The 21,259-nt window shown below is 72.0% G+C and carries 15 protein-coding genes and 3 pseudogenes; 8 read left to right on the top strand and 10 right to left on the bottom strand.

Annotated features, from left to right (window positions below; all coding sequences use genetic code 11):
* Positions 1-19: 19 nt before the first annotated feature.
* Positions 20-1,681 (bottom strand): AMP-binding protein, encoded by a 1,662-nt coding sequence (locus UK82_RS27815; protein WP_044887888.1) that lies wholly within the window; start codon positions 1,679-1,681, stop codon positions 20-22.
* A 3-nt stretch (positions 1,682-1,684) separates the two neighbouring features.
* Here UK82_RS27815 and UK82_RS42130 point away from each other — a divergent pair.
* Together UK82_RS42130 and UK82_RS40610 are read left to right on the top strand one after the other, a co-directional pair.
* Positions 1,685-2,397 (top strand): annotated as a pseudogene (locus UK82_RS42130) (hypothetical protein); the annotation flags it as partial.
* Position 2,398: 1 nt separating this feature from the next.
* Positions 2,399-2,650: pseudogene (locus UK82_RS40610) on the top strand (PaaI family thioesterase); the annotation flags it as partial.
* Between the two features lie 104 nt (positions 2,651-2,754).
* Here the strand turns inward: UK82_RS40610 and UK82_RS27825 are convergent.
* Together UK82_RS27825 and UK82_RS27830 are read right to left on the bottom strand one after the other, a co-directional pair.
* Positions 2,755-4,149, bottom strand: coding sequence for an aldehyde dehydrogenase family protein (locus UK82_RS27825; RefSeq protein WP_044887886.1), 1,395 nt, complete (start codon positions 4,147-4,149; stop codon positions 2,755-2,757).
* Positions 4,149-5,276 carry a phenazine antibiotic biosynthesis protein gene (locus tag UK82_RS27830; protein ID WP_236706529.1) on the bottom strand — a complete coding sequence of 376 codons (1,128 nt, stop codon included), beginning with the start codon at positions 5,274-5,276 and terminating at the stop codon, positions 4,149-4,151. Before UK82_RS27830 ends, UK82_RS27825 begins: the two co-directional genes overlap by 1 nt.
* A gap of 520 nt (positions 5,277-5,796) precedes the next feature.
* Between UK82_RS27830 and UK82_RS27835 the strand changes: the two genes are divergently transcribed.
* Complete coding sequence (locus UK82_RS27835; RefSeq protein WP_055410274.1) at positions 5,797-8,001, top strand: GDSL-type esterase/lipase family protein; 2,205 nt, start codon at positions 5,797-5,799, stop codon at positions 7,999-8,001.
* 50 nt (positions 8,002-8,051) lie between these two features.
* On the opposite strand, the gene UK82_RS27840 is transcribed toward UK82_RS27835, so the two are convergent.
* Positions 8,052-8,912, bottom strand: a complete 861-nt coding sequence (locus UK82_RS27840; protein WP_370657145.1) for an SAM-dependent methyltransferase — start codon at positions 8,910-8,912, stop codon at positions 8,052-8,054.
* Between the two features lie 72 nt (positions 8,913-8,984).
* Positions 8,985-10,202, bottom strand: coding sequence for an NAD(P)/FAD-dependent oxidoreductase (locus UK82_RS27845; protein WP_055410276.1), 1,218 nt, complete (start codon positions 10,200-10,202; stop codon positions 8,985-8,987).
* Between the two features lie 546 nt (positions 10,203-10,748).
* On the opposite strand from UK82_RS27845, the gene UK82_RS40615 reads away from it, so the two are divergent.
* The 4 genes and pseudogenes from UK82_RS40615 to UK82_RS27860 form a co-directional block, all read left to right on the top strand.
* Positions 10,749-11,491, top strand: a 743-nt coding sequence (locus UK82_RS40615; RefSeq protein ID WP_236706531.1) for a phosphotransferase family protein, incomplete at its 3' end; no start/stop codon positions are given.
* A 252-nt stretch (positions 11,492-11,743) separates the two neighbouring features.
* Positions 11,744-12,619, top strand: an 876-nt coding sequence (locus UK82_RS40620; protein ID WP_236706530.1) for a catalase, incomplete at its 3' end; no start/stop codon positions are given.
* Position 12,620: 1 nt separating this feature from the next.
* A pseudogene (locus tag UK82_RS40625) lies at positions 12,621-13,267 on the top strand (catalase); the annotation flags it as partial.
* A gap of 125 nt (positions 13,268-13,392) precedes the next feature.
* Positions 13,393-14,004 carry a cysteine hydrolase gene (locus UK82_RS27860; RefSeq protein ID WP_044887900.1) on the top strand — a complete coding sequence of 204 codons (612 nt, stop codon included), beginning with the start codon at positions 13,393-13,395 and terminating at the stop codon, positions 14,002-14,004.
* A 55-nt stretch (positions 14,005-14,059) separates the two neighbouring features.
* Here UK82_RS27860 and UK82_RS40630 read toward each other — a convergent pair whose 3' ends face one another.
* Complete coding sequence (locus UK82_RS40630) at positions 14,060-15,952, bottom strand: AbrB family transcriptional regulator (RefSeq protein ID WP_313949844.1); 1,893 nt, start codon at positions 15,950-15,952, stop codon at positions 14,060-14,062.
* 80 nt (positions 15,953-16,032) lie between these two features.
* Here UK82_RS40630 and UK82_RS27870 point away from each other — a divergent pair, with 80 nt between their 5' ends.
* On the top strand, positions 16,033-16,701 hold the full coding sequence (locus tag UK82_RS27870) for a response regulator transcription factor (RefSeq protein ID WP_055410280.1): 669 nt from the start codon (positions 16,033-16,035) through the stop codon (positions 16,699-16,701).
* 52 nt (positions 16,702-16,753) lie between these two features.
* Here the strand turns inward: UK82_RS27870 and UK82_RS27875 are convergent, their stop codons facing one another.
* From UK82_RS27875 to UK82_RS27890, 4 genes are all read right to left on the bottom strand, one after another.
* The gene (locus UK82_RS27875) at positions 16,754-17,566 is read right to left on the bottom strand and encodes a membrane protein (protein WP_044887881.1); all 813 of its coding nucleotides are present in this window, start codon (positions 17,564-17,566) and stop codon (positions 16,754-16,756) included.
* Between the two features lie 116 nt (positions 17,567-17,682).
* Entirely contained in the window at positions 17,683-18,834 is a 1,152-nt protein-coding gene (locus UK82_RS27880; RefSeq protein ID WP_044887880.1) for an acyl-CoA dehydrogenase family protein, read from the bottom strand.
* Positions 18,835-18,896: 62 nt separating this feature from the next.
* Positions 18,897-20,924: a biotin carboxylase N-terminal domain-containing protein gene (locus tag UK82_RS27885; RefSeq protein ID WP_055410282.1), complete on the bottom strand. Its 2,028-nt coding sequence runs from the start codon at positions 20,922-20,924 to the stop codon at positions 18,897-18,899.
* A gap of 8 nt (positions 20,925-20,932) precedes the next feature.
* On the bottom strand, positions 20,933-21,259 hold a 327-nt coding region (locus UK82_RS27890), incomplete at its 5' end, for a carboxyl transferase domain-containing protein (protein WP_304438074.1).

The following is a 21,259-nucleotide window of genomic DNA, read 5'->3' on the forward strand; positions in this document are numbered from 1 at the left end:
GGGCCTACCTCCGTCGGGATCACTGGCGGGCGAGGTCACGGGCCTCGGCGCGGCGGAACTTCCCGCTCGAGGTCCGCGGGAGGGCGTCGGGGGCCACCAGGCGCACCGACACCTCGGCCAGTCCGAGCGCGGACCCGACGGCGACCCGCAGGTCGGCGGCCAGCCGAATCCGGTCGGCGGCGTCGTCGAGGGTGGTCTCGGCGATCACGGTCAGCGACTCGGCACCGGCCCCGGAGTCGTCGGTGTCGGCGACGGCGACGCACCGGCGGCGGTACACCCCCGGGGCGTCGCGGACGAGGGCCTCGGCGTCCTCGGGGTAGTAGTTCACCCCGCGAACGATGATCATCTCCTTGCGCCGGCCGCTGACGTGCAGCTCGCCGGCGGCGAGGAAGCCGAGGTCGCCGGTCGGCAGCCACCGCTCGCCCGCCGGGTCGGCTTCGAGCGCCGTCGGCGGGCCGCCGGCGGTGAGGTAGCCGGCGGTGACCGCGTCGCCGGCAATCTCGATCTCCCCGACGGTCCCGTCGGGGACGGCGCGACGGCGGCCGTCGACGATCCGCAGGCGCATCCCCCGCACCGGCCGCCCGACGCCGACCAGCCCGCGGGCCCCGGCGTCGCCGGCGGGCGCCGGCACCGCGACGCCGTCACGGGCCAGCCGGTCGCGGTCGACCCAGGTCGTCACCGGCGGCCGGCCCAGGGGCGGGAAGGTCACGGCGAGGGTCGCCTCGGCCATCCCGTAGACGGGGAACATCGCCTCGGGGGCGAACCCGGCCGGGGCGAAGTGCGCGCCGAAACGTTGCACGGTGACCGGGCTCACCGGCTCCGCGCCGTTGAGCGCCACCCGCCAGCGGCGCAGGTCCAGGCCCGCGACCTCGGCCGGGTCGACCGCCGCCAGCAGGGCGTCGTAGCCGAAGTTCGGCGACGGGGCGACGGTGGCGCCGATCTCGGCGAACGAGCGCAGCCAGGACGCCGGATCCTTGATGAACGTCGACGGCGACCAGATCGTCATCGGCACCGCGGTGAGGATCGCGCTCAGCGCGCCGAACAGGCCCATGTCGTGGTAGAGCGGCAGCCAGGTGGCGCCGTGGTCGCCGACCCCCAGCCCGATGCCGTCGGCGATGGCCGCGGTGCCGTGCACGACGTTGCGGTGGGTCAGCACGACGCCCTTGGGCACGGCGGTGCTGCCCGAGGTGAACTGGACGATCGCCAGGTCGGACGGCGACACGTCCGGCAGCGCCACGCCGTCGCGGGCCGATCGGACGAGCCCGGCGATGCCGTCGAACCGCAGCGCGGGCAGCACCGGCGCGAGCCGGCGGGTCAGGCCGTCGGCCCCCGCCCCGACCAGCACACGCCCGACGCCGGCCGCGCTCGTCACGGCGGCGATTCGGGCGGCGTAGCCGGCGAGGTCGCCCGCCGAGGTCGGCAGCGGCAGCGGGCAGGCGGCGGCGCCGGCCCGGCCGACCGCGATGACCGCGGTCATGAAGTCGGCGTTGTTCCGGCTGAACACCCCGATCCGCTCCCCGGGCGCCACGCCCTCGGCGACCAGGGCGCGGGCGAGCGCGGTCGTACGCGCGGCGAGCGCGGTCAGGGTGAGCCGCTCGGCCGAGGAGGGGAAGCTCACGGCGATGTCGGGCCCGGTCGCGGCCGCCTCGTCGAGGGCGCCGGGCAGCGTCGTGCCTCGCATCAGATGCTCTCCCGTTCTGGGCAGGTGTCCGGTGCGGTGCAGGTGTCAGGTGCGGTGCAGGTGTCAGGTGCGGTGGCCGGACGTGGTCGCACGAAGGCGGGAAACAACAGGCGGCCGGGGAAACTCCCGGTCCGGCCGGACGGCGGCGGAGCCTTTCGACCGGTCTTCCGGACCGCTCGATGTCGCCTCCGCAAGCCTGACAATCCGACGCCGGCGGGTCAACGAAAGAGCCATCTCTCCAATCGATCCATCGCCGGGGACAATAAGCAGGACGAATCGGCCGAAGGTTACCGCGAGAGAAATACGAGGAGGCAGGTTATCGCGGTTCACCGGATATTCCGAACATCAACCCCGCGGAGTCGACGCGAGTTCGGCCGTTGTTTGCCACGTGGCCCGCACGCCGCGGCCGCGACTCGGCGACACGGGTCCATCGATGCGGATAACGTGTCCGGATATTCGACCCCGTCCGGAACAGAACCCCGTCCGAAACAGAGAGGTGCAGCGGTGGAGCACAACGGCATCAGCGCGCAGGCCGAGGTCGCCAAGCGCATCGACGATCTTCGCGTACTGCTGGAACACGGCCTCGCGGAGGGGGTCGGCGTGGGCCACTCACTGGGCGTTCGGGTGCGGACCCTCGAGGTGGGGCGGACGGTCTGGACGCTGCAACCGTCGCCGGCCGCGGCCAACGCGATGTTCACGGTGCACGGCGGCGTCATNGCGACGCTGATGGACACGGCGATGGGCAGCGCCGTGTACACGAGCCTGCCGGCCGACCTGTTTTACACGACGTTGGAGCTGAAGGTGAATTTCGTGCGGTCGGTGAATCTCGACGCGGCGGCGCTGGAATGCGTCGGCCGGACGGTTCACGTGGGGCGCCGGACGGCGACGGCCGAGGCCCAGGTCACGAATTCCGTCGGCAAGCTCGTCGCGCATGGAAGCTGCACCTGCCTGCTGACCGCCGCGGCCTGAGGTCGGCGGGCTGAAGTGGTGGTGGCGCCGCCGGTCGCCAGAGCCGGCGACGCCACCGGAACAGCGACGCGGATCGCGCTGTTCGCGCTGTTCGCGCCGACGGGTCAGGCCGCCGCGGGTCCGACCGCCGTGCGGATCATTCCCTTGGTGCGCATGAGAACCTCGCCGAGATACCCGTCGTGTGGAATTCCCGGGCGCAGCCAGGTGGTGGGATTGTCGCCGAGATAGAGATTGATGATCGACGGTTCGTCGAGCAGTGCGTCGATCAGCTCGGCGCGGGTGGTCATCGCGGTGAGGACGAGCGAGTCGCGCAGCGGGGCGATCCCGTCCGCCGACTGCCACGGCCCGACCCAGACGCAGGGAAAGGGAAGTTCGACGCCGAGCTGCGCCGCGCCGCTCGAGTCGACCAGGTGCACGGCCGGCCGCAGCACCGCACCGCCGGAGGGCAGCTCGTCGACGATGGTGTCGCCGCCGAGCAGCGGCCGGGCGTCCCCGGCGACCTTGTGTAGGTACTGGTCGACCTCGACCACCGACGCGGTCGGCGCCACGGTGAGAGTGGCGTCGGGATGGTCGGCCGGCAGGCTCGGGATCCGCCCCAGCCGCTCGGCGAGCGCGCGGGCCAGCGGTTCCGGGTCACCCTCGACGAGCACCGCGCTCGCGCAGGTGCAGGCCGTCCCGCCGAGGTGGCTGACCGAGTCGGCGATGATGTCGATCTTCTCCCGCCAGTCGACGTCCGCCGTGACGAGGATCTTCGAGCGCCCCGGGCCCTGGGTGAGCACGGTGGGGATGGCGCTGTACTTGTCGACGACGTCCTGGCCGCCGTAGACGATCGCGTAGTCGGCCTCGGCGATGATCACGTCGGCGACGTCGTGGTCGGTGGGCAGCAGGGTCAGGGTCGCGGGCGGGAAGCCGGCCTGGCGCAGGGCCTCCACCAGCCGCAACGCCGTGTACGGCTCGCGGGTGGACGGGCGCACCACCACCTTGTAGCCCAGGGCGAGCGCCTCCGGCCACAGCCCGTGCACCGCCGGGGTGTTGCCGGCCGCGTGCACCGCGAACACCTCGCCGCGCCGTGCCCACACCGCCGAGCCCGCCCTGGTCCGCTCGTCGCGCCAGTCGCCGACGGCGCCCCGCGGCATCGCCAGCTCGACCGTGGTGCGCTGCGAGCGCAGCACGTCGACGATCCAGTCGACCGACTGGCGCACCACCGCGCGCGGCACCCCCGATGCGGTCGAGACCAGCCGCACGTACTCGTCCGGCCCGAGGCCGCCGAGGGGCGCGGTCGCGAACAGCTCGGCAGCGGCGTCCAGGGCGTCGAGACGCTGCGCGCCCGCCAGCACCGGGGCGGCGCGCATCGCCGCGATGGTGCGGCGCACGTAGAGCGACGGCACCTGGCTGATCTCGCCGATCGGGGTGCCGGCCAGCGAGGTCAGCGGCCGGCGGTTGCGGCTGCGGTAGGGCCCGGTGGGCCCGAGCGCGTCGATGTGGAGGAACTCGGCCATCAGTAGACCCCCTCGATGACGGCGTGATCGTCGAACGTGGCGACCGGGCCGACGTCGGCCACCGAGCAGCCCAACCAGCCGGGGGGCGGTTCGACCGCGAGGGCGTGGTCGCGTTCGAGGTTGTTCGGGATCAGGGCGTACTTCGTCAGGTGGTTCATCACCACCTGGCCGCGTTCGCCGAGGTTCACGTCGTCGCCGGTGGCGGGATCGACGACCCGGAACGCGATGTACGGGCTCGGCGGGTCGAACAGCGCGAGGCCGTCGAGCTCCTCCCCCGGGCGTTCCCGGGACATCCCGAGGATGGTGGTGCTGCCGTACAGGCCCTTGAGCGGGATGCCGGGGAAGACCTCCGTCTGGAAGATCTCCCGGGAGTCGGCGTCCATGTGGGCGCCGCTCCAGCAGATGAACCGGACGTTCTTGCGGATCAGCGCGACGAGGTCGTCGCGGCGCGCCATCCGTTCGAGCAGCGGGGGCGTGGTGATGAGGATGCCCACCGCCTGGGTGGTCAGGATGTGCGCCGCCTGGTCGATGATGTGCTCGGCGTAGAGGTCCGCCGCGCCGGGCCCGTCACGCTCGATGAGCCGCTTGATCCACCGCGGGTCGAGATCGACGGTGAACCGCACGCCGTCGTGGCGCCGCGCGCGGCGCGCGGCGAACTCACCGAACATGTGCGGGCCGCTGGGGGCGACGGCCAGCACGTTCGCCGGCCCGAGAGCGGCGTAGTGGAACTCGTCCCAGCCGAGCGCGAACTCCATCCAGCGGTCGAACATGACGAACCGCTTCGGCGACCCGGTGGTCCCGCCGCTCTCGTAGACGCCGGCGATCACCCGGTCCTCGCCGGTGAGCCCGCGCGGGATCAGGTCCTCGACGGGCACGTCTCGGAACTCGTCGACGACGTTCGGGAACAGCCGCAGGTCGGCGAAGGTGCGCACGTCCGCGATCGGGTCGAACTCGAGGCTGCGCGCCCGGCGCAGCCAGAACGGGCTGCCCGTCGACGCGGTGAAGTGCCAGCGCATCAGGGCGGCGATGTACTCGTCGGGGTCCACGGCGGGGTCCACGGCGGGGTACGAGGCGGGGTTCCCGGCGGGGTCTGCGGCCCGGGGAAGATCGAGGACGGGGGAACTCATGCGCTGCCTCCGCGGGCACGTCGGTTACCTCGGCGAGGCCAGCGACCTCGGCGGGCCCATCGTCACCCGCCCCCCGGCCGCCGCAGGCCCGGCCGGCTCCCTCCCGATCGGGCAATAGGAAGTTCCGCGCGCCCGCGCACCGTCCCGGGGTCCGCGAACCGGACCGCCATGGCCGCTGACCTCGGCACCGGCCACGGCGTCGAGGGTCGCCTCGGCCGGGCGGCGATCGCTTACCGACCGAAACCCTCGGCATTGTGTTTCTTCCCATCGAGCTCCCGGTCACCCTCGCCTGACGATCGCGCGATTGTCGCACCATAACCTGGACCGGAACACCAGTGGGTCACCGAACGGTCACCTCCCGTGCGCCACATGAGTGAACCACGCCGGACCCGATACTCCTTTCCTTCGCTTGCGTCCGGACTATGCATACCGGTATAGCTGACGACGTCATCAATCGACGGGAACGGATGCCATGATCAGGAGAACCTGTTTCTCGGTACCGGGATTAGCCGCCCTGTGCGTGCTTCTGCTGGTGGCCGGCAGGATTCCGGACCGCGTGGTGCCGGGACCGCCGATGCAGCCACGAGCCGACGCCGCAATCGCGGCCCCCCAGGTCAGCGAGGACGACAGTTCGCTGCAGATCGACCTGGACATGGACGGAGACTACGACACGAGTCTCCTTCAGCAATGGGTGAACCAGATCGACGGGCAGAGCGCACGCCTGAGCGACGCCATCAGGACGGACTTCGACGCGTATCGCCTCGGGGTACCGCTCAACGAGATACCCGACCCGTGGGTGGACTTCGACGGCAGCGTGACCGTCACCGACACCGGTCTCCGTCTGACCATACCGAAGAACGAGGTCAGCACTCAGATCACCTGGTGGCTACGGATGATCGCGCAGGCCGTCGGCATCCTCAGCGCCCTCGCGGTCCGCATTTCCTGCTACGCCTTCTTCAGCGTGGGCGCGGCGCTGGCCGGCCCGGTCTGCGCGGCCCTGGGCGGCTTCACCGGCACGATGATCTATCAGGCATTCGTCATCTTCGTCGACGGCAAGCAGACGGACCCGGGTGAGTGGGCGAAGGCGCTGGCCGCCGCCACGGCGGTGGCGCTCGGCGCGACCGCGTGGGAGAAGGGGCTCAACAAATTCGCCAAGGAACAGATGCGCCCGCTGTACGAGAAGTTCTCCACCTGGGTGGGGAACATGGCAACCACGATGAAGAGCTGGGCCGGCCAGACCGCGCTCAACGCCCTGGATTCGATCAAAAACAACCTCCAGAGATTCGCCGATCTCGTCGGCGCCGCCTTCGAGGACGCCTTCAACGCCATCACCAGACCCACCGACTGGCCGGCGGACTCCGTGAAGGTCATGGTGGTGGGCGACTCGCTGTCCCAGGGTGCCGAGGGCGACTACACCTGGCGTTACCGGTTGTGGCAGTGGTTCGCGGCCAACGACGTCACGGTCGACTTCGTCGGTCCCTACTCCGGCACCAAGCCACCGCAGGCGCCTTCACCGCCCACCCCACCTCCGCTGCTGGGATCCGACTCGGCGGGCACCGCCCAGAATCCACCGCCCCCGGATTCCCCGGAAGGTTCCTCCGGCGGGGATGCCTCGGGGGCATCCGGCCAGTACGCTGCAGGGGTCGGGACATTCGACAGCGACCATTTCGCCGCCTGGGGCCGCCAGATCGCCCAGGACAAGACCCTCATCCGCCAGGAAGTGGCGACCTATCAGCCCGATCTGGTACTGGTCGCGCTCGGTTTCAACGACATGGGCTGGTTCGCCAGCGACGCCGACGGCACCCTCGACAGCATGAAGACGCTGGTCGACGAGGCCCGCGCCGCCAAGCCGGGTATCGACTTCGCACTTGCCGACGTCCCCCAGCGCAGCGACATCGGCCGCCCGGACCTGGTCACCAACACCACCAGGTACGACGGCCTGCTCGCAGACGCGGTCCCCACCTGGTCCACCGCCGCCTCGCGGGTCGAGCTGGTCGACTGGAGCACCACCTACCAGTGCGGCACGGACAGCTGCCCGGCCGGCTACGACGGGCTGCACCCCAACGCCCTCGGCGAATACCAGCTCGCCCACGCCTTCGAGGAAACCCTGCACGACAGCTACGGCCTCGGCGCCAGCGTGCCCGCCGTCCCCGCCCAGGTGCCGACCCGCCCCACCCCCGTCCCCTCGAACGTCACGGCCGAGTCGAGTCCCCTCGGTGTCACCGTCACCTGGGATCCCGTGTTCGGCGCCCTCGGGTACACCATCCGGGTACGCGCCGGCGGCGCCGCGGACTGGAACGAGGTGCAACTCGCGGCGAACCGGTACGACACCACCTGGACGACCGACGGCCAGCAGTGGGAGTACCAGGTCCGCACCTGGAACGGCGATGCCCGCACCTCCGACTGGTCGGCGACCGTCTCCGCGACCGCCCACCCACAGACCGCGCCACCACCGAGCGACATCGCCACCCACGGCACCCCGACCGGCGTCGATGTCACGTGGACCGCTCCGACGGGTCCCTACACCGACACGATCGATCGCTACGGCCTGCTCGTGTTCGACGACGACACCGCCGGCGCGTACGTCATGACCTTCGGCGTGCGAGGCACCTCGGCCCACGTCGACGACCTGACGCCCGGCCACCATTACGAAATCGCCATGAACACCTGGAACGCCGCCGGCGGCGGCATACCGTCCGGCGGCCCGTCGGTTCTCGTCGGCTGATCACACCCTCGGACGCGGAGGGGGCCGGCCCTAGCAGTGGCGCGCCGGCCTCAGGGCTTGCGAGCCAGACCGCCGTAGCCGCTGACCTCGGCGTCGGCCACTCCTCCGAGGGTCGGGTCATCCGGGCGCCAGCGCTGGGCGGCCACCACGCCCGGCTCGACGAGCTCCAGCCCGGCGAAGAACCGCTCCACCGCCGGCCGGGCGCGCATGGTCATCGACACGCCGCGCGCCCGGTAGGTCGCGGCCAGCTCCTCGGCGCCGGGGTCGAAGTCGGCGGTGGCGTGCGACAGGGCGAGGTAGCTGCCGGCGGGCAGCGCGTCGAGCAGCCGGGCGGCGATCCCGTACGGGTCGGCCTCGTCGGGGATGAAGTGGAAGACCGCGATCAGCGACAGCCCCACCGGGCGGGTCAGGTCGAGGGTGTCCCGCAGCTCGGTGGAGGCGAGAATCGCCTCCGGCTCCCGCAGGTCCGCGTCGATGTAGGCGGTCCGGCCCTGCGGCGTGCTGGCGAGCAGGGCGCGGGCGTGCGCGAGCACGATCGGATCGTTGTCGGCATACACGATCCGCGCGTCGGCGGCGATGCCCTGGGCGATCTCGTGCAGGTTCGGGGACGTGGGGATGCCGGTGCCGATGTCGAGGAACTGCGTGATCCCTCGCTGCGCCGCGAGGAAGCGGGTCACCCGCCGCAGGAAGGCCCGGTTCTCCCGGGCACCGGTCCGGGCCGTCGGGAAACCGATCAGCGCCTGCTCGGCGGCGGCGCGGTCCGCCGGGAAGTTGTCCTTCCCGCCCAGGAAGTAGTCGTAGATGCGGGCCGAGTGCGGCTGATCGGTCTTCAGATCGATCGGCGCCCGGTCGATCTCGACCACGCTGTTCCACCACTGCCCGGAATCGTCACGATCCTGCACCTCACCCACGCCAGCCCCGTGCCTCTCGTCCGCCGTATCCCTGAACAAACAGTCGCTCTGCGCATTATCCCGACGAAATGGTCAGGCGGTGACGGCGAGGTCCTTGAGGGCGACGGCGAGGTCGGTGAACCGCGCGGCGTCCACGACCGCGTCGGCGGCGATCAGCCGGCGGGCGGCGACGGCGTCCATCGGGCGGTTGACGGTCGCGATCGCGGACAGGCGGCCGTCGGGGGCGAACCAGCCGACGGACCAGCCGGGCGCCCGCTTGGCCTCCGGCGCCGCGACGGCGCCGGGATCCCCCCGCCACACCAGCGTGTCCCCCGCCCCCGCCAGCCCGACGACCTGCACCATCCGGCCGAACTGCTCCGACCAGAAGTAGGGCACCGGGTCGTAGACCGCCTCGCCCCCGAGCAGCGTGGTGGCGGCGACCGCGGGGCTGCCCTGCGCGCAGTCCCAGTGCTCCACCCGCAGCCGCCGGTCGTAGCGCCGCGACCACCACGCCGCGCAGTCCCCGACCACTACCACGGGCGGACCATCCGACCCCGCGTCCCAGGAGGCGGCGAGATGCTCGTCGGCGACGACCCCACGGTCGAGGACGAGACCGGACTCGGCGAGCCACGCGGTGTCCGGACGCACGCCCACCCCGACGACGACCTCGTCGGCCGGCAGCACCGCACCGTCGCCGAGCACCAGCTCCTGGGGGCCGATCTCGCGCACCGACACCCCGAGGCGCAGGTCCACGCCCGCCTCGGCGTACCAGGCGACCGTCTGCCCGCCGACCTCGCCGCCGAGCGCCACCTGCAACGGCGACGCGGCCGCCTCGATCACCGTCACCTCGGCGCCGATCTTCGCCGCGATCGTCGCGACCTCCGCGCCGATCCACCCCGCACCCACCACGACCAGCCGGACGCCGGGCTTGAGCGCGTCGCGCAGCGCCCGGGCGTCGTCGATGGTGCGCAGCACCCGCTGCGGCCCGTCGCCCGGCAGGGTCACCGGCGCGGCCCCGGTAGCGAGCACCAGCCCGTCGTAGGCGACCGGGCCGGCGTCCGTCTCCACGACCCCGGGCCGCAGCCCGGTGGCCCGCCGGCCGAGCTGGACCTCCACGCCGCCGAGGTCGAGCGGCAGGGTGGTCTCCTCGGTCCGGCCCGACAGCACGCCCTTGGACAGCGGCGGCCGGTCGTAGGGCGGGTGCTCCTCCGCGCCCAGCAGCACGATGCTCCCGGTGAACCCCTGCGCGCGCAGCTCCACCGCCGCCCGCCCGCCGGCGAGCCCCGCCCCCACGATGACGATCCTGTCCATGCAGCCAGAGCCCTCCACGGCCGGGGCGGGCCAGCGCCCACCGACCCGGCCTCCCGGGGCCGGACGCCCAGAACTCTAGTGGCACCCGGTGCCAGAGAAAAGGTTGATCCCCGCCGAGCCGAGCGTTCCACGTGAACAGGCGCGTCGCGGGCAAGGCTGACACAATCTGCCACCGGCGCCAGTGCCCGCACAGGGCGGGCGTCGTCGCCGAGTGTGAACGACGGGAGTCGCCGCGTGTCGAACAGCCCGAGCCTGCCCTCCGCCCAGCCCTGGCGGCCCGACGTCACGGAGCTGGCCAGCTACGGCCCGTACGCCCGGCCGGCGCCGATGCCGATGCGCTGGGACGAGGTCACGGCGCCCTGGTTAGGCGCGATGCTGGCCAACCGCTACCCGGGCATCGAGGTGACCGACCTGCGGACGGTGGAGCTGCGCAGCACGCATACCACGAAGGGGCGGGTCGCCGTCACCTACAACGAGGTCGGCCGGCGGGCGGGCCTGCCCGAGCACCTGTGCCTCAAGGCGAACTTCACCGGCCGCGCGAACCCCATGGACATCTGCCAGGTGGAGGCGCGCTTCTACCACGAGCTGGTCGAGGGCACCCGGATCCCGGCGCCGCGGTTCTACTACGCCGACTGGGATCCCGACGGCAGCGGCCAGGGGCTGGCGGTCCTCGAGGACCTCATCGAGCTCGGCGGCGAGTTCGGCAACAGCTACCAGCACATCGGCGTCGACGCGGTCGGCCGGGCGCTCGACGACATGGCCGTCCTGCACGGCAGCTACTGGGCGAGCCCCCGGCTCGACGCGGCGAGCTGGCTGCCCACCTCGATGGACACGCGCGGTGACTGCGACCAGGCCCGCATCATGTGGTGGCTGGTCGAGGAGAACCTCGGCCGCGACGTCTACATCGAACGGCTGCCGGCCTGGATGGTCGCCGACCCGCAGCGCTTCCTGCGCGCCTACGACCTGCTCAACGAGTACGCCCGCGAGCAGACCGGGCCGCGCACGATCGTGCACGGCGACGCCTACCTCGGCAACACCTACCTGCGCCCGGACGGCCACCGCATCTGGCTGGACTGGCAGATGGTCCGCAAGGGGCACGCCTGGCGCGACGTCAGCTACTTCATGGTCGGCGCGCTCACCGTGGAGGAGCGCCGCGCCCACGAGCGCGAGCTGCTGGTCCGCTACCGGGAGGCGCTGCTGGCCACGGGCGCGCGTGACGTGCCGACCGCGGACGCGATCTGGGAGCAGTACCGGCGGTGGGCCATGTACGGGTTGCAGGCCTGGATGGGNACCAAGGACCACTGGGGGCAGGACAACCACACGATGATCGGACGCTTCTCCGTCGCGACCGCCGACCTCGACACCCTGGCCCTGCTCGAAGCCCAGGCCGGCTGAGGGGACCGCCGCCCACGGCCACGGCGGGCCGATCATCGAGACGGCGTGGTCGTTCTGGTTTGTCGCGCCCGCGGCCGGGTAGCCGGGCCGTGTGCCGTAGCTGCAGATCGGATGGTGTCCCTGCACGGTAAGGCGAGGAGGACGTTGTGACCACCTACGAGACCCGTCCGACGACGACCGACGCCGGAGTGCCCGTCGCCAGCGACGAACACTCGTTGACCGTCGGGCCGGACGGCCCACTGCTACTGCAAGACCACTATCTGCTGGAGCAGATGGCGAACTTCAACCGGGAACGCATCCCGGAGCGCCAGCCGCACGCCAAGGGCGGCGGCGCGTTCGGCACCTTCGAGGTGACCCGCGACGTCAGCGCCTTCACCCGGGCGGCGGTGTTCCAGCCGGGCGCCCAGACGGACGTGCTCATCCGGTTCTCCACCGTGGCCGGCGAGCGGGGCTCCCCCGACACCTGGCGCGACCCCCGCGGCTTCGCGGTGAAGTTCTACACCAGCGCGGGCAACCTCGACATCGTCGGCAACAACACGCCGGTGTTCTTCATCCGGGACCCGCTGAAGTTCCAGCACTTCATCCGGTCGCAGAAGCGACGCGCCGACAACAACCTGCGCGACCACGACATGCAGTGGGATTTCTGGACGCTGTCGCCGGAATCCGCCCACCAGGTCACCTGGCTGATGGGCGACCGCGGTATCCCGCGCACGTGGCGGCACATGAACGGCTACTCCAGCCACACCTACATGTGGATCAACGCGGCCGGCGAGCAGTTCTGGGTGAAGTACCACTTCAAGACCGACCAGGGCATCGAGTTCTTCACCCAGGACGAGGCCGACCAGATGGCGGCGATCGACACCGACTACCACCAGCGTGACCTGTACGAGCACATCCGGGACGGGGAGTTCCCGAGCTGGACGCTGAAGATGCAGATCATGCCGTTCGAGGACGCGAAGACCTACCACTTCAACCCGTTCGACCTGACCAAGGTGTGGCCGCACGGCGACTACCCGCTGCACNAGGTCGGCCGCCTCACCCTCAACCGCAACGTCAGCGACTACCACACCGAGATCGAGCAGGCCGCCTTCGAGCCCAACAACCTCGTCGCCGGCACCGGCCTGTCCCCCGACAAGATGCTGCTGGCCCGCGGGTTCAGCTACGCCGATGCCCACCGTGCCCGGCTCGGGGTGAACTACAAGCAGATCCCGGTGAACTCGCCGAAGGTCCCCGTCCACAGCTACTCCAAGGACGGCGCGATGCGGGTGCAGAACGTCAGCGACCCGGTGTACGCGCCCAATTCGTACGGCGGCCCGGCGGCCCAGCCGGAGCTGACCGACGACGGCGGCCGCTGGCACGCCGACGGCGAGATGGTGCGCACCGCCTACACCCTGCGGCCCGATGACGACGACTGGGGCCAGGCCGCCACCATGGTCCGCGAGGTCCTCGACGACGCCGCCCGCCAGCGACTGGTCGACAACATCGTCGGCCACCTGCTCAACGGTGTCAGCGAGCCGGTCCTCGAGCGTGCCTTCGAGTACTGGCGCAACGTCGACAAGGAGCTCGGCGGCCGGATCGAGGCGGGCGTGCGGGCCAAGCAGCACCAGACCGATCCGAAGGCCGCGCACCAGGCCAACCCCGCCCGGTCGGACGCGCAGGCCAAGGCCTGAGCCAGGCGCGTCCGCCCCGCAGGTCCGTGGTTCCGCAGGTCCGTGGTTCCGGGGTTCGTTGCTCGACGCCGACGCCGAGCAACGAACCACGACCGGGGCGGGCGGTGCCGGGTAGCGTGCGGACCATGCCTCTCGACGTGACACCGCACCTGAACCCGGCCACCACCGCCATCGTGAACATGGAATGCCAGGAGAACCTCCTCGGCGACCGACCGTTACTGCCCGGCCTCGCCGAGTCCGCCCGGCGTACCGGCCTGCTCGACAACCTGTCCGCGCTGTTCGACGCGGGCCGCAAGGTGGGCGTGCGGATCTACTACTGCACCGACGAACGGCGCCCCGACGGCTTCGGCTTCGCGCACAACACGTTCGTGAACCTGCGGGCGTCGTCGGCCGCCGGCACCACCGGGGGCCAGGGCCCGGTGATGCCCCAGATCGCGCCGCGCCCGGAGGATGTCGTGTTCCGCCGGGAGCAGGGCCTCACCGGTTTCTTCGCCACCGGCCTCGACCAGTACCTGCGCAACACGAAGGTCACCACCCTGATCGTCACCGGCGTCTCGTTGAACATCGCGGTCCTGGGGACCGCGATCGAGGCGATGAACCTCGGCTACACCGTCGTCGTCCCGCCGGACTGCATCGCGGGCGACCCGTACGAGTACGCCGAACATGTCGTGCGCTACACCATGCGCAACATCGCCTTCGTGGTGCCCTCCCCCACCATCACCGCCGCCTGGCGCTGACCACCCGGCTCTGGGAGTCTGCCGCGCCGGTTAGCCCGGGCCCGACCGGAGACACCTACCGCAGGACCGAGCCGTGGCGGTGAGTCCGAGCCGTGGCGGTGAGTCCGAGCGAGGGAGGCGTGGCATGAGTGACGTCAGAACCGAGACCATCACCGGCGGTCGGGTGGTCGGGACGCAGGCCGGCCCGAGTCCGATCGGCATCTACCTGAACGACCACCTCGCCGGCGCCACCGCCGGGCTGCGGCTCGCTCGCCGTACGTCGACGGCCCACCGCGGAACACCCTTCGGTGACACGCTGGCACGGATTGCCTCGGAGATCGCCGAGGACCGCGACGCGCTGCTCGAGTTCATGCGCGCCCTCGGCGTTCCCGAGCGGAAGTACAAGATCGCCGCCGGCTGGATCGCCGAGGCGGCGGGCCGACTGAAGTCCAACGGTCGGGTCGTGCGCCGCTCCGCGCTGAGCACGGTGGTCGAGCTCGAGACGCTGCGAATCGGGATCGCGGGCAAGGCGGCCGCCTGGCGCACGCTGAGTGCCGTCGCCGACCGCTACGACCGGCTCGACCAGGACCGACTCGACGTGCTGCTCGAGCGGGCCCGCAGGCAGGCCGACGCGCTCGACGACCTGCGGATCGCCACCGCCCGGGCCGTGTTCGGGGACGGGGACGGGGACTGACGCGGGGGCCACGGTGACCGGCGTCGTCCGGCGGACGAGCCAGCGGACCAGCGGCGGGGTCAGCAGCACCACGAGGACGAGACGGAAGCTCTGGACGGTGGAGACCACACCGACGTTGATGTGGGCCACGGTGGCGGTGGCAAGCACCGCGTTGATGCCGCCCGGGGTCGTCGCCAGGTAGGACTCCAGGAACGGGATGCCGATCATCCTGGCCAGCACCCAGGCCAGGCCCGCGGAGCCCAGGCAGACCAGGGCGATGCAGCCGCACAGCGACGGCAGCACCCGGCGGATCTCGCGCACCGAGTCGCGACTGAAGCGCAGGCCGACGTCAAGCCCGACAAGGATGAACACCAGGTCACGCAGCGGGCCCGCGGGGGCGAACCCCGGCCCGACGGCGATCGAACCCACCACCATCCCCAGCAGCATCGGGCCCAGCAGCGCCGGCGCCGGCAGCGCGAGGCGGCGCCCCGCGCGGGCCCCCAGCAGGCAGACCCCGGCGAGGAACGCCAGGCCGAGCAGTTGGCTGGAGCCGTCGACGAGGTGCGCGAAGGCCGGGAAGGATCCCGGGTGCGGGCGTCCCACCGTCCCGTGGGACACGGCGACGACGGCGGGGGCCGTCAGCGCGACGAGGCCCACCCGCAGGTACTGGCTCAGGGCCACCAGCCGGCTGTCCGCCCGCAACTCCTCGGCGCAGGCCACGATCGCGGCCGAGCCGCCCGGCATCATGCCGAGCGCCGCGTCGGTGAAGCTGCCTCGGCTGGTACGGCTGAACAGCAGGGCCGCCAGCAGGCAGAGCGCGATGGTCGCCAGCGTGACCACCGTCAGGGGAAGCGCCGTGCCCAGGACCGATCGCAGCTGCGAGATGTTCAGATAGCTTCCCATCAGGACGCCGAGGACGGCCTGGGATCCGCGGAGGGCCGGGGCCGGGAGATTCCGCCGGACCATCCCGCCGAGGGCGAGAGCGGCCCCCACCAGCAACGGGACGACGAGCTGCGGCGCGGGCACCCCGACGATTTCCCCGATCTCGCCGAGGAGATAACAGGCCATTACGAGCAGAATCCAGGCGCCAGCGCTGTTCGCGCGACACCGGAACGAAGGCAGAGTTCCTTGCACCCGGCCCAGGCTACGGCGACCGGATGTGAAACCTGTGAATGCAGAAAAGGTAGTTACCCAGGCAGACCATTCCAGCCCGCCACGATGGAGCCAGAACGTATGGCCCGAAGGTCGGAAAAAGCGGACTCCAGTCCTGGTCCGAGCCTGCGTCGTCGCCCTCACACGCTCTTCACACCCCCGGCGTGATGTTCTGCAGGCGGTTCCATCCGTCGAGCTCGCGTCGAAGGAGAGGTGCGGGAGCGGTGCCCGGAGCGATAGCGGTGGTCGAGGACGATCCGGCGCTGCGGCGCGTCCTCGTCCGCGGACTCGAGGCGGCGGACTTCCAGGTCGTCTGGGCGGTCCGCGACGGTGCCTCCGCCCTCGGCCAGGTCGCCGCCATCGCGGCCAGGCCCGACGCCCTCGTGCTGGATCTGGGCCTGCCGGACATGGACGGGATGGACGTCGTCAGTGCCCTGCGCGACCGCGGCGTCGAGGCACCCGTGCTGGTGCTGACGGCACGCGATGCGCTGCCCGACCGGCTGCGCTGCTTCGCCCGCGGGGCCGACGACTACCTGGCCAAGCCGTTCGCGTTCGCCGAGCTCGCCGCCCGGCTGGACGTGCTGGTCCGGCGCCGCCGACCGGATGCGGGCGGCAACGCGATCGCCCTGGATCCGCTGCGTTTCCGCCTGGGCAGCGGCGGGACGGCCGTTCCCCTGAGCCCGACCGAGTACCGCCTGCTGGCGACCCTGCTGGTGCGCCGCGGGGAGGTCGTCCGCCGGGAGACGCTGGTCTGTTCCGCCTGGCCGGCCGGCGCGATCGTGCGGGAGAACACCCTGGACTCCTATGTGACGAGGCTGCGGCGCGCCCTGCGGAGGGCGGCGGTCGACGCCCGGCTCGACACCGTCCGCGGGATCGGATACCGGCTGCACTGACCCGTCCGCCGTCCGCCGTTCGCCACCCCGACCGCCGCCCGCCGCCCGCGTCTCAGGCCTGCGTCGTCCTCCCCGGCAGGCCCTCGGGGGCGATCTCGTCCCGGCGCCGGACCGTGAGGTAGGCGACGAGCCCGACGATCGCGACCAGGAAGATCACCGTGGTCCCGACCGTGCCCAGACCGAGCCCGCCCTCGTCCCGCGGCTGGGACAGCAGGTCACCGGCGGAGGCTCCGAGCGGCCGGGTCAGCACGTAGGCGATCCAGAAGGTGACCACGGCGTTCACGGCGAGGGCGAACCGGGCGGCCGCCACGGCGGCGATGGCCGCGGCGAACACGAGCACGGATACTCCGTAGCCCAGGTTCAGCTTCTCCGCGACCAGGTCACCCGCGGCCGTGCCCAGAGCGAAGGTGAACAGGATCGCCAGCCAGTAGAAACCCTCCCGCCGCGTGGTGTAGATGGTATGGATCGACAACGTCCGCTCGACCGCGAACCACGCCGCGAACGTCGCGGCCAGCGCGACGGCGAAGACGGCGGTGGTAACTGCCAGCGGCACGCCCGCGTTGTCGGTCAGGTTGTCGGTGATGAGCGTGCCGACCACGCTGATCAGGACGACCGCGAGCCAGTAGACCCAGGGAATGTAACGCTCCAGCCGAAACTGGAAGAACAGCGCGACGACCAGCAGGGCGCCCATCACGTAGGTCGTGGCGGTCAGGCCCAGGCCGAGATTCGAGTTGAGAAAGTCCGCCGCGGTCTCACCGATCGTGGTGCAGAGGACCTTGATGATCCAGAAGAAGATCGTGACCTGTGGGACCTTGTTCAACGTCGTCCGGCCCCATGGTCCCGCCCGGCCAGTCACAGCAGTCATGCCGCGAGGCTCGCAGTCCGGACCTGACGATAACCTGACTGCGTCTCCCAGGAACCTGACTGCGTCTTGCGGGAACCTGACTGCGTCTCCCGGGAACCTGACTGCGTCTTGCGGGCCTACAGGCCGAGGTCGCGGGCGATGAGCATCTTCTGCACCTCGCTGGTGCCCTCCCCGATCTCGAGGATCTTGGAGTCCCGCCAGTGCCGGGCCACCGGGTACTCGTTCATGAACCCGTAGCCGCCGAAGATCTGGGTCGCCTCCCGCGCGTTGGTGACGGCCGCCTCCGAGGAGAACAGCTTCGCCATCGCGGCCTGCTTCTTGAACGGCTGGCCGGCAAGCATCCGGGAGGCCGCGTCGTAGTAGGCCGCCCGCGCGACGTACGTCCGGGTCTCCATCTCCGCGATCTTGAAGGCGATGGCCTGGTTGCGCCCGATCGGCGCGCCGAACGCCTCCCGCTGTCTGGCGTAGCGCACGCTCTCGTCGACGCAGGCCTGGGCGAGCCCCACCGACAGCGCCGAGATGGCGATCCGCCCCTCGTCGAGGATGCTCAGGAAGTTCGCGTACCCGCGGCCCCGCTCGCCGAGCAGGTTCTCCGCCGGCACCCGCACGTCGTCGAACGTCAACGGATGAGTGTCGGAGGCGTGCCAGCCGACCTTCGAGTAGGCCGGCTGCGCGGTGAAACCCGCGGTCGGCACCGGCACCAGGATCGCCGAGATCTCCTTGCGCCCGGCGGCGGTCTGCCCGGTCACCGCGGTCACCGTCACCAGCCGGGTGATGTCCGTGCCCGAGTTGGTGATGAACGCCTTCGACCCGTTGATGACCCACTCGTCACCGTCGAGGCTGGCGGTCGTGCGGGTGCCGCCCGCGTCGCTGCCGGCGCCGGGTTCGGTGAGCCCGAACGCGCCCAGCGCCCGTCCCGACGTCAGCAGCGGCAGCCACCGCTCCTTCTGCGCGTCGGAACCGAACCGGTACACCGGCATCGCGCCCAGCCCGACGCCGGCCTCCAGGGTGATCGCCACCGACGAGTCCGCCCGCGCCAGCTCCTCGATCGCCAGGCACAGGGTGAAGTAGTCCGCCCCCTGCCCGCCGACGGCCTGCGGGAACGGCAGGCCGAACAGTCCCATCTCCGCCATCTGCGCGACGACCTCGTACGGGAAGGTCTTCGCCTCGTCGTGCGCCGCCGCCGCCGGCGCCACGACCTCGCGGGCGAACTGTTCGACGAGCTTGCGCAGCGACTCCTGATCCTCGCTCAACCGGGTGTCGGGCATGATGTCCTCCTTCAGGATTCGGCTGCGGGATCCGCTGGGGAATTCGGCTTCGGGACTGGGCTTCAGCTTCCGGCCGGGGCCGGGTCGACGACGGCGAGCACCGCGTCGAGGGTGACCTGCTCGCCGATGCCGACGAGGACGTCCTTGACCCGGCCTGCGACCGGGGCACCGACGGTGTGCTCCATCTTCATCGCCTCCACGACGACCAGCGGCGCGCCGGCGGCCACCTCGTCGCCGGCGGCGGCGTGCACCGCGATGACGGTGCCGGGCATGGGGCTGCGGGCCTCGCCGCCGGCCTCGACGGCGGCCGCGGCCGAGCGGCGGCGGTGTTCGGACACGGGCCACGCGGCGCCGTCGGCGCCCAGCCAGAGCGTGGCACCGTCGGCGACGGCCCGCCACCGGCGGGTACGGCCGGCCAGCGTCACCACCAGCTCGCCGCCGGCCGCCAGCCGGCTGCCCGGCCCATCCGCGCCCGCCCCGACCCACTCCACGGCGGCCGGGATCGGCTCGCCGCCGTCGACGGCGACCAGCGCGTCCCCGGGGGTGCCGCGCACGCCGACCTCGACCGGTTCGGCGAGGCCCGCGGCCGTGATCGTCCAGTGCAGCGACGAGTGCTCGCCGGGCCGCCATCCGCTGGGGACGTCCCAGGGGTCGACGAAGGGCGTGTCCGGCGTCAGCTCCAGCAGGCGGGCCAGCGCGTACACGGCCGGGAGGTCGGCCGCGCCCGGGGCGGCGGCGACGAGCGCGTCGAGGTCCCGTTCGATCAGGCCGGTGTCGAGCCGGCCGGCGCGGGTGTCCGGATGGTCGAGCAGGGCCCGCAGGAAGCCGACGTTGGTGGTCACGCCGAGCACGCAGGTGCGGGCCAGCGCCCGGTCGAGCCGGTCCAGCGCGGTGTCCCGGTCCGGCCCGAAAGCGATGATCTTGGCGAGCATCGGGTCGTAGGTGGACCCGACGGTGGCGCCGAGGCGCAGCCCCGAGTCGACCCGGACGGCGGGCCCCGACGGCTCGTCCAGCCGCAGGACCCGCCCGCCGGTCGGCAGGAAGCCCCGCGCGGCGTCCTCGGCGTACACCCGGGCCTCCACCGCGTGGCCGGTCAGCCGGATGTCGGCCTGGGTGTAGCCGAGCGGTTCCCCGGCCGCGACGCGGAGCTGTTCGGCGACGAGGTCGATCCCGGTCACCAGCTCGGTGACCGGATGTTCGACCTGCAGGCGGGTGTTCATCTCCAGGAAGAAGAACTCCTCCGGGTTCGCCGCGGCGACGAGGAACTCGACCGTGCCGGCCCCGACGTAGCCGACCGAGGCGGCCGTGGCGACGGCCGCCGCCCCGATCCGCTCCCGCGTCTGCGGGGACAGCAGGACCGACGGCGCCTCCTCGACGACCTTCTGGTGGCGCCGCTGCAGGCTGCACTCCCGCTCGCCGAGGTGGACGGTCGTGCCGTGCGCGTCCGCCAGGACCTGCACCTCGATGTGGCGGGGACGGTCCACGAACCGCTCGACGAACAGGGTGTCGTCGCCGAACGCGGCGGCGGCCTCGCGGCGGGCACCGGCGATCTCCGCCCGCAGCCGGGCGGCGTCCGTGGCGACCCGCATGCCCTTGCCCCCGCCGCCCGCGGACGGCTTGAGCAGGACCGGGTAGCCGATCTGCGCGGCGGCGTCGACCAGGTCGGCATCCGTCATCGCCGGGTCGTCCCGGCCGGGCACCACGGGCACCCCCGCCGCGGCGACCGCGCGCCGGGCGGTGATCTTGTCACCCATCACCTCGACGGCGCGGACCGGCGGCCCGACGAACACGACACCCGCCTCGGCGCACGCCGCCGCGAACGCCGCGTTCTCCGACAGGAACCCGTAGCCGGGATGGACGGCCTGGGCCCCGGTGGCGACCGCGGCCGCGACCACCGCGGCGATGTTCAGGTAGGACTCGCGGGCGGGCGCCGGCCCGATCCGCACGGCGACGTCGGCCTCCCGCACGTGGCGCGCGCCCGCGTCGGCGTCGGAGTAGACCGCCACCGACTCGATGCCGAGTGCGCGCAGGGTCCGGATCACCCGGACGGCGATCTCCCCGCGGTTGGCCACCAGCACTGTCGAGAACATGCTCGCCCTCACATCCGGAAGATGCCGTAGCCGGGCGGGTCCATCGGCGCGTTGGCCGCGACCGACAGCGCGAGCCCGAGCACCGTGCGGGTGTCCCGCGGATCGATCACCCCGTCGTCCCACAGCCGGGCGGTCGAGTAGTACGGGCTGCCCTGCGCTTCGTAGCGCTCGCGGATCGGGGCGCGGAAGTCCTCCTCCGCCTCGGCCGGCCAGTCCTGCCCGCGGGCGGCGTACTGCTCGCGGCGGACGGTGGCGAGCACCGCCGCGGCCTGCTCCCCACCCATCACCGAGATCCGCGCGTTCGGCCACATCCACAGAAACCGCGGCGAATACGC

Source organism: Frankia sp. ACN1ag, from assembly GCF_001414035.1.
GTDB lineage: Bacteria > Actinomycetota > Actinomycetes > Frankiales > Frankiaceae > Frankia > Frankia torreyi.

Bases quoted from the DNA above. Each gene is read 5' to 3' on its own strand.
- UK82_RS27825 (WP_044887886.1), bottom strand. From the start codon at position 4,149: ATGGCCGAGTTCCTCCACATCGACGCGCTCGGGCCCACCGGGCCCTAC.
- UK82_RS27845 (WP_055410276.1), bottom strand. From the start codon at position 10,202: ATGGACAGGATCGTCATCGTGGGGGCGGGGCTCGCCGGCGGGCGGGCG.
- UK82_RS27830 (WP_236706529.1), bottom strand. From the start codon at position 5,276: ATGAGTTCCCCCGTCCTCGATCTTCCCCGGGCCGCAGACCCCGCCGGG.
- UK82_RS27880 (WP_044887880.1), bottom strand. From the start codon at position 18,834: ATGCCCGACACCCGGTTGAGCGAGGATCAGGAGTCGCTGCGCAAGCTC.
- UK82_RS27815 (WP_044887888.1), bottom strand. From the start codon at position 1,681: ATGCGAGGCACGACGCTGCCCGGCGCCCTCGACGAGGCGGCCGCGACC.
- UK82_RS27885 (WP_055410282.1), bottom strand. From the start codon at position 20,924: ATGTTCTCGACAGTGCTGGTGGCCAACCGCGGGGAGATCGCCGTCCGG.
- UK82_RS27860 (WP_044887900.1), top strand. From the start codon at position 13,393: ATGCCTCTCGACGTGACACCGCACCTGAACCCGGCCACCACCGCCATC.
- UK82_RS27875 (WP_044887881.1), bottom strand. From the start codon at position 17,566: ATGACTGCTGTGACTGGCCGGGCGGGACCATGGGGCCGGACGACGTTG.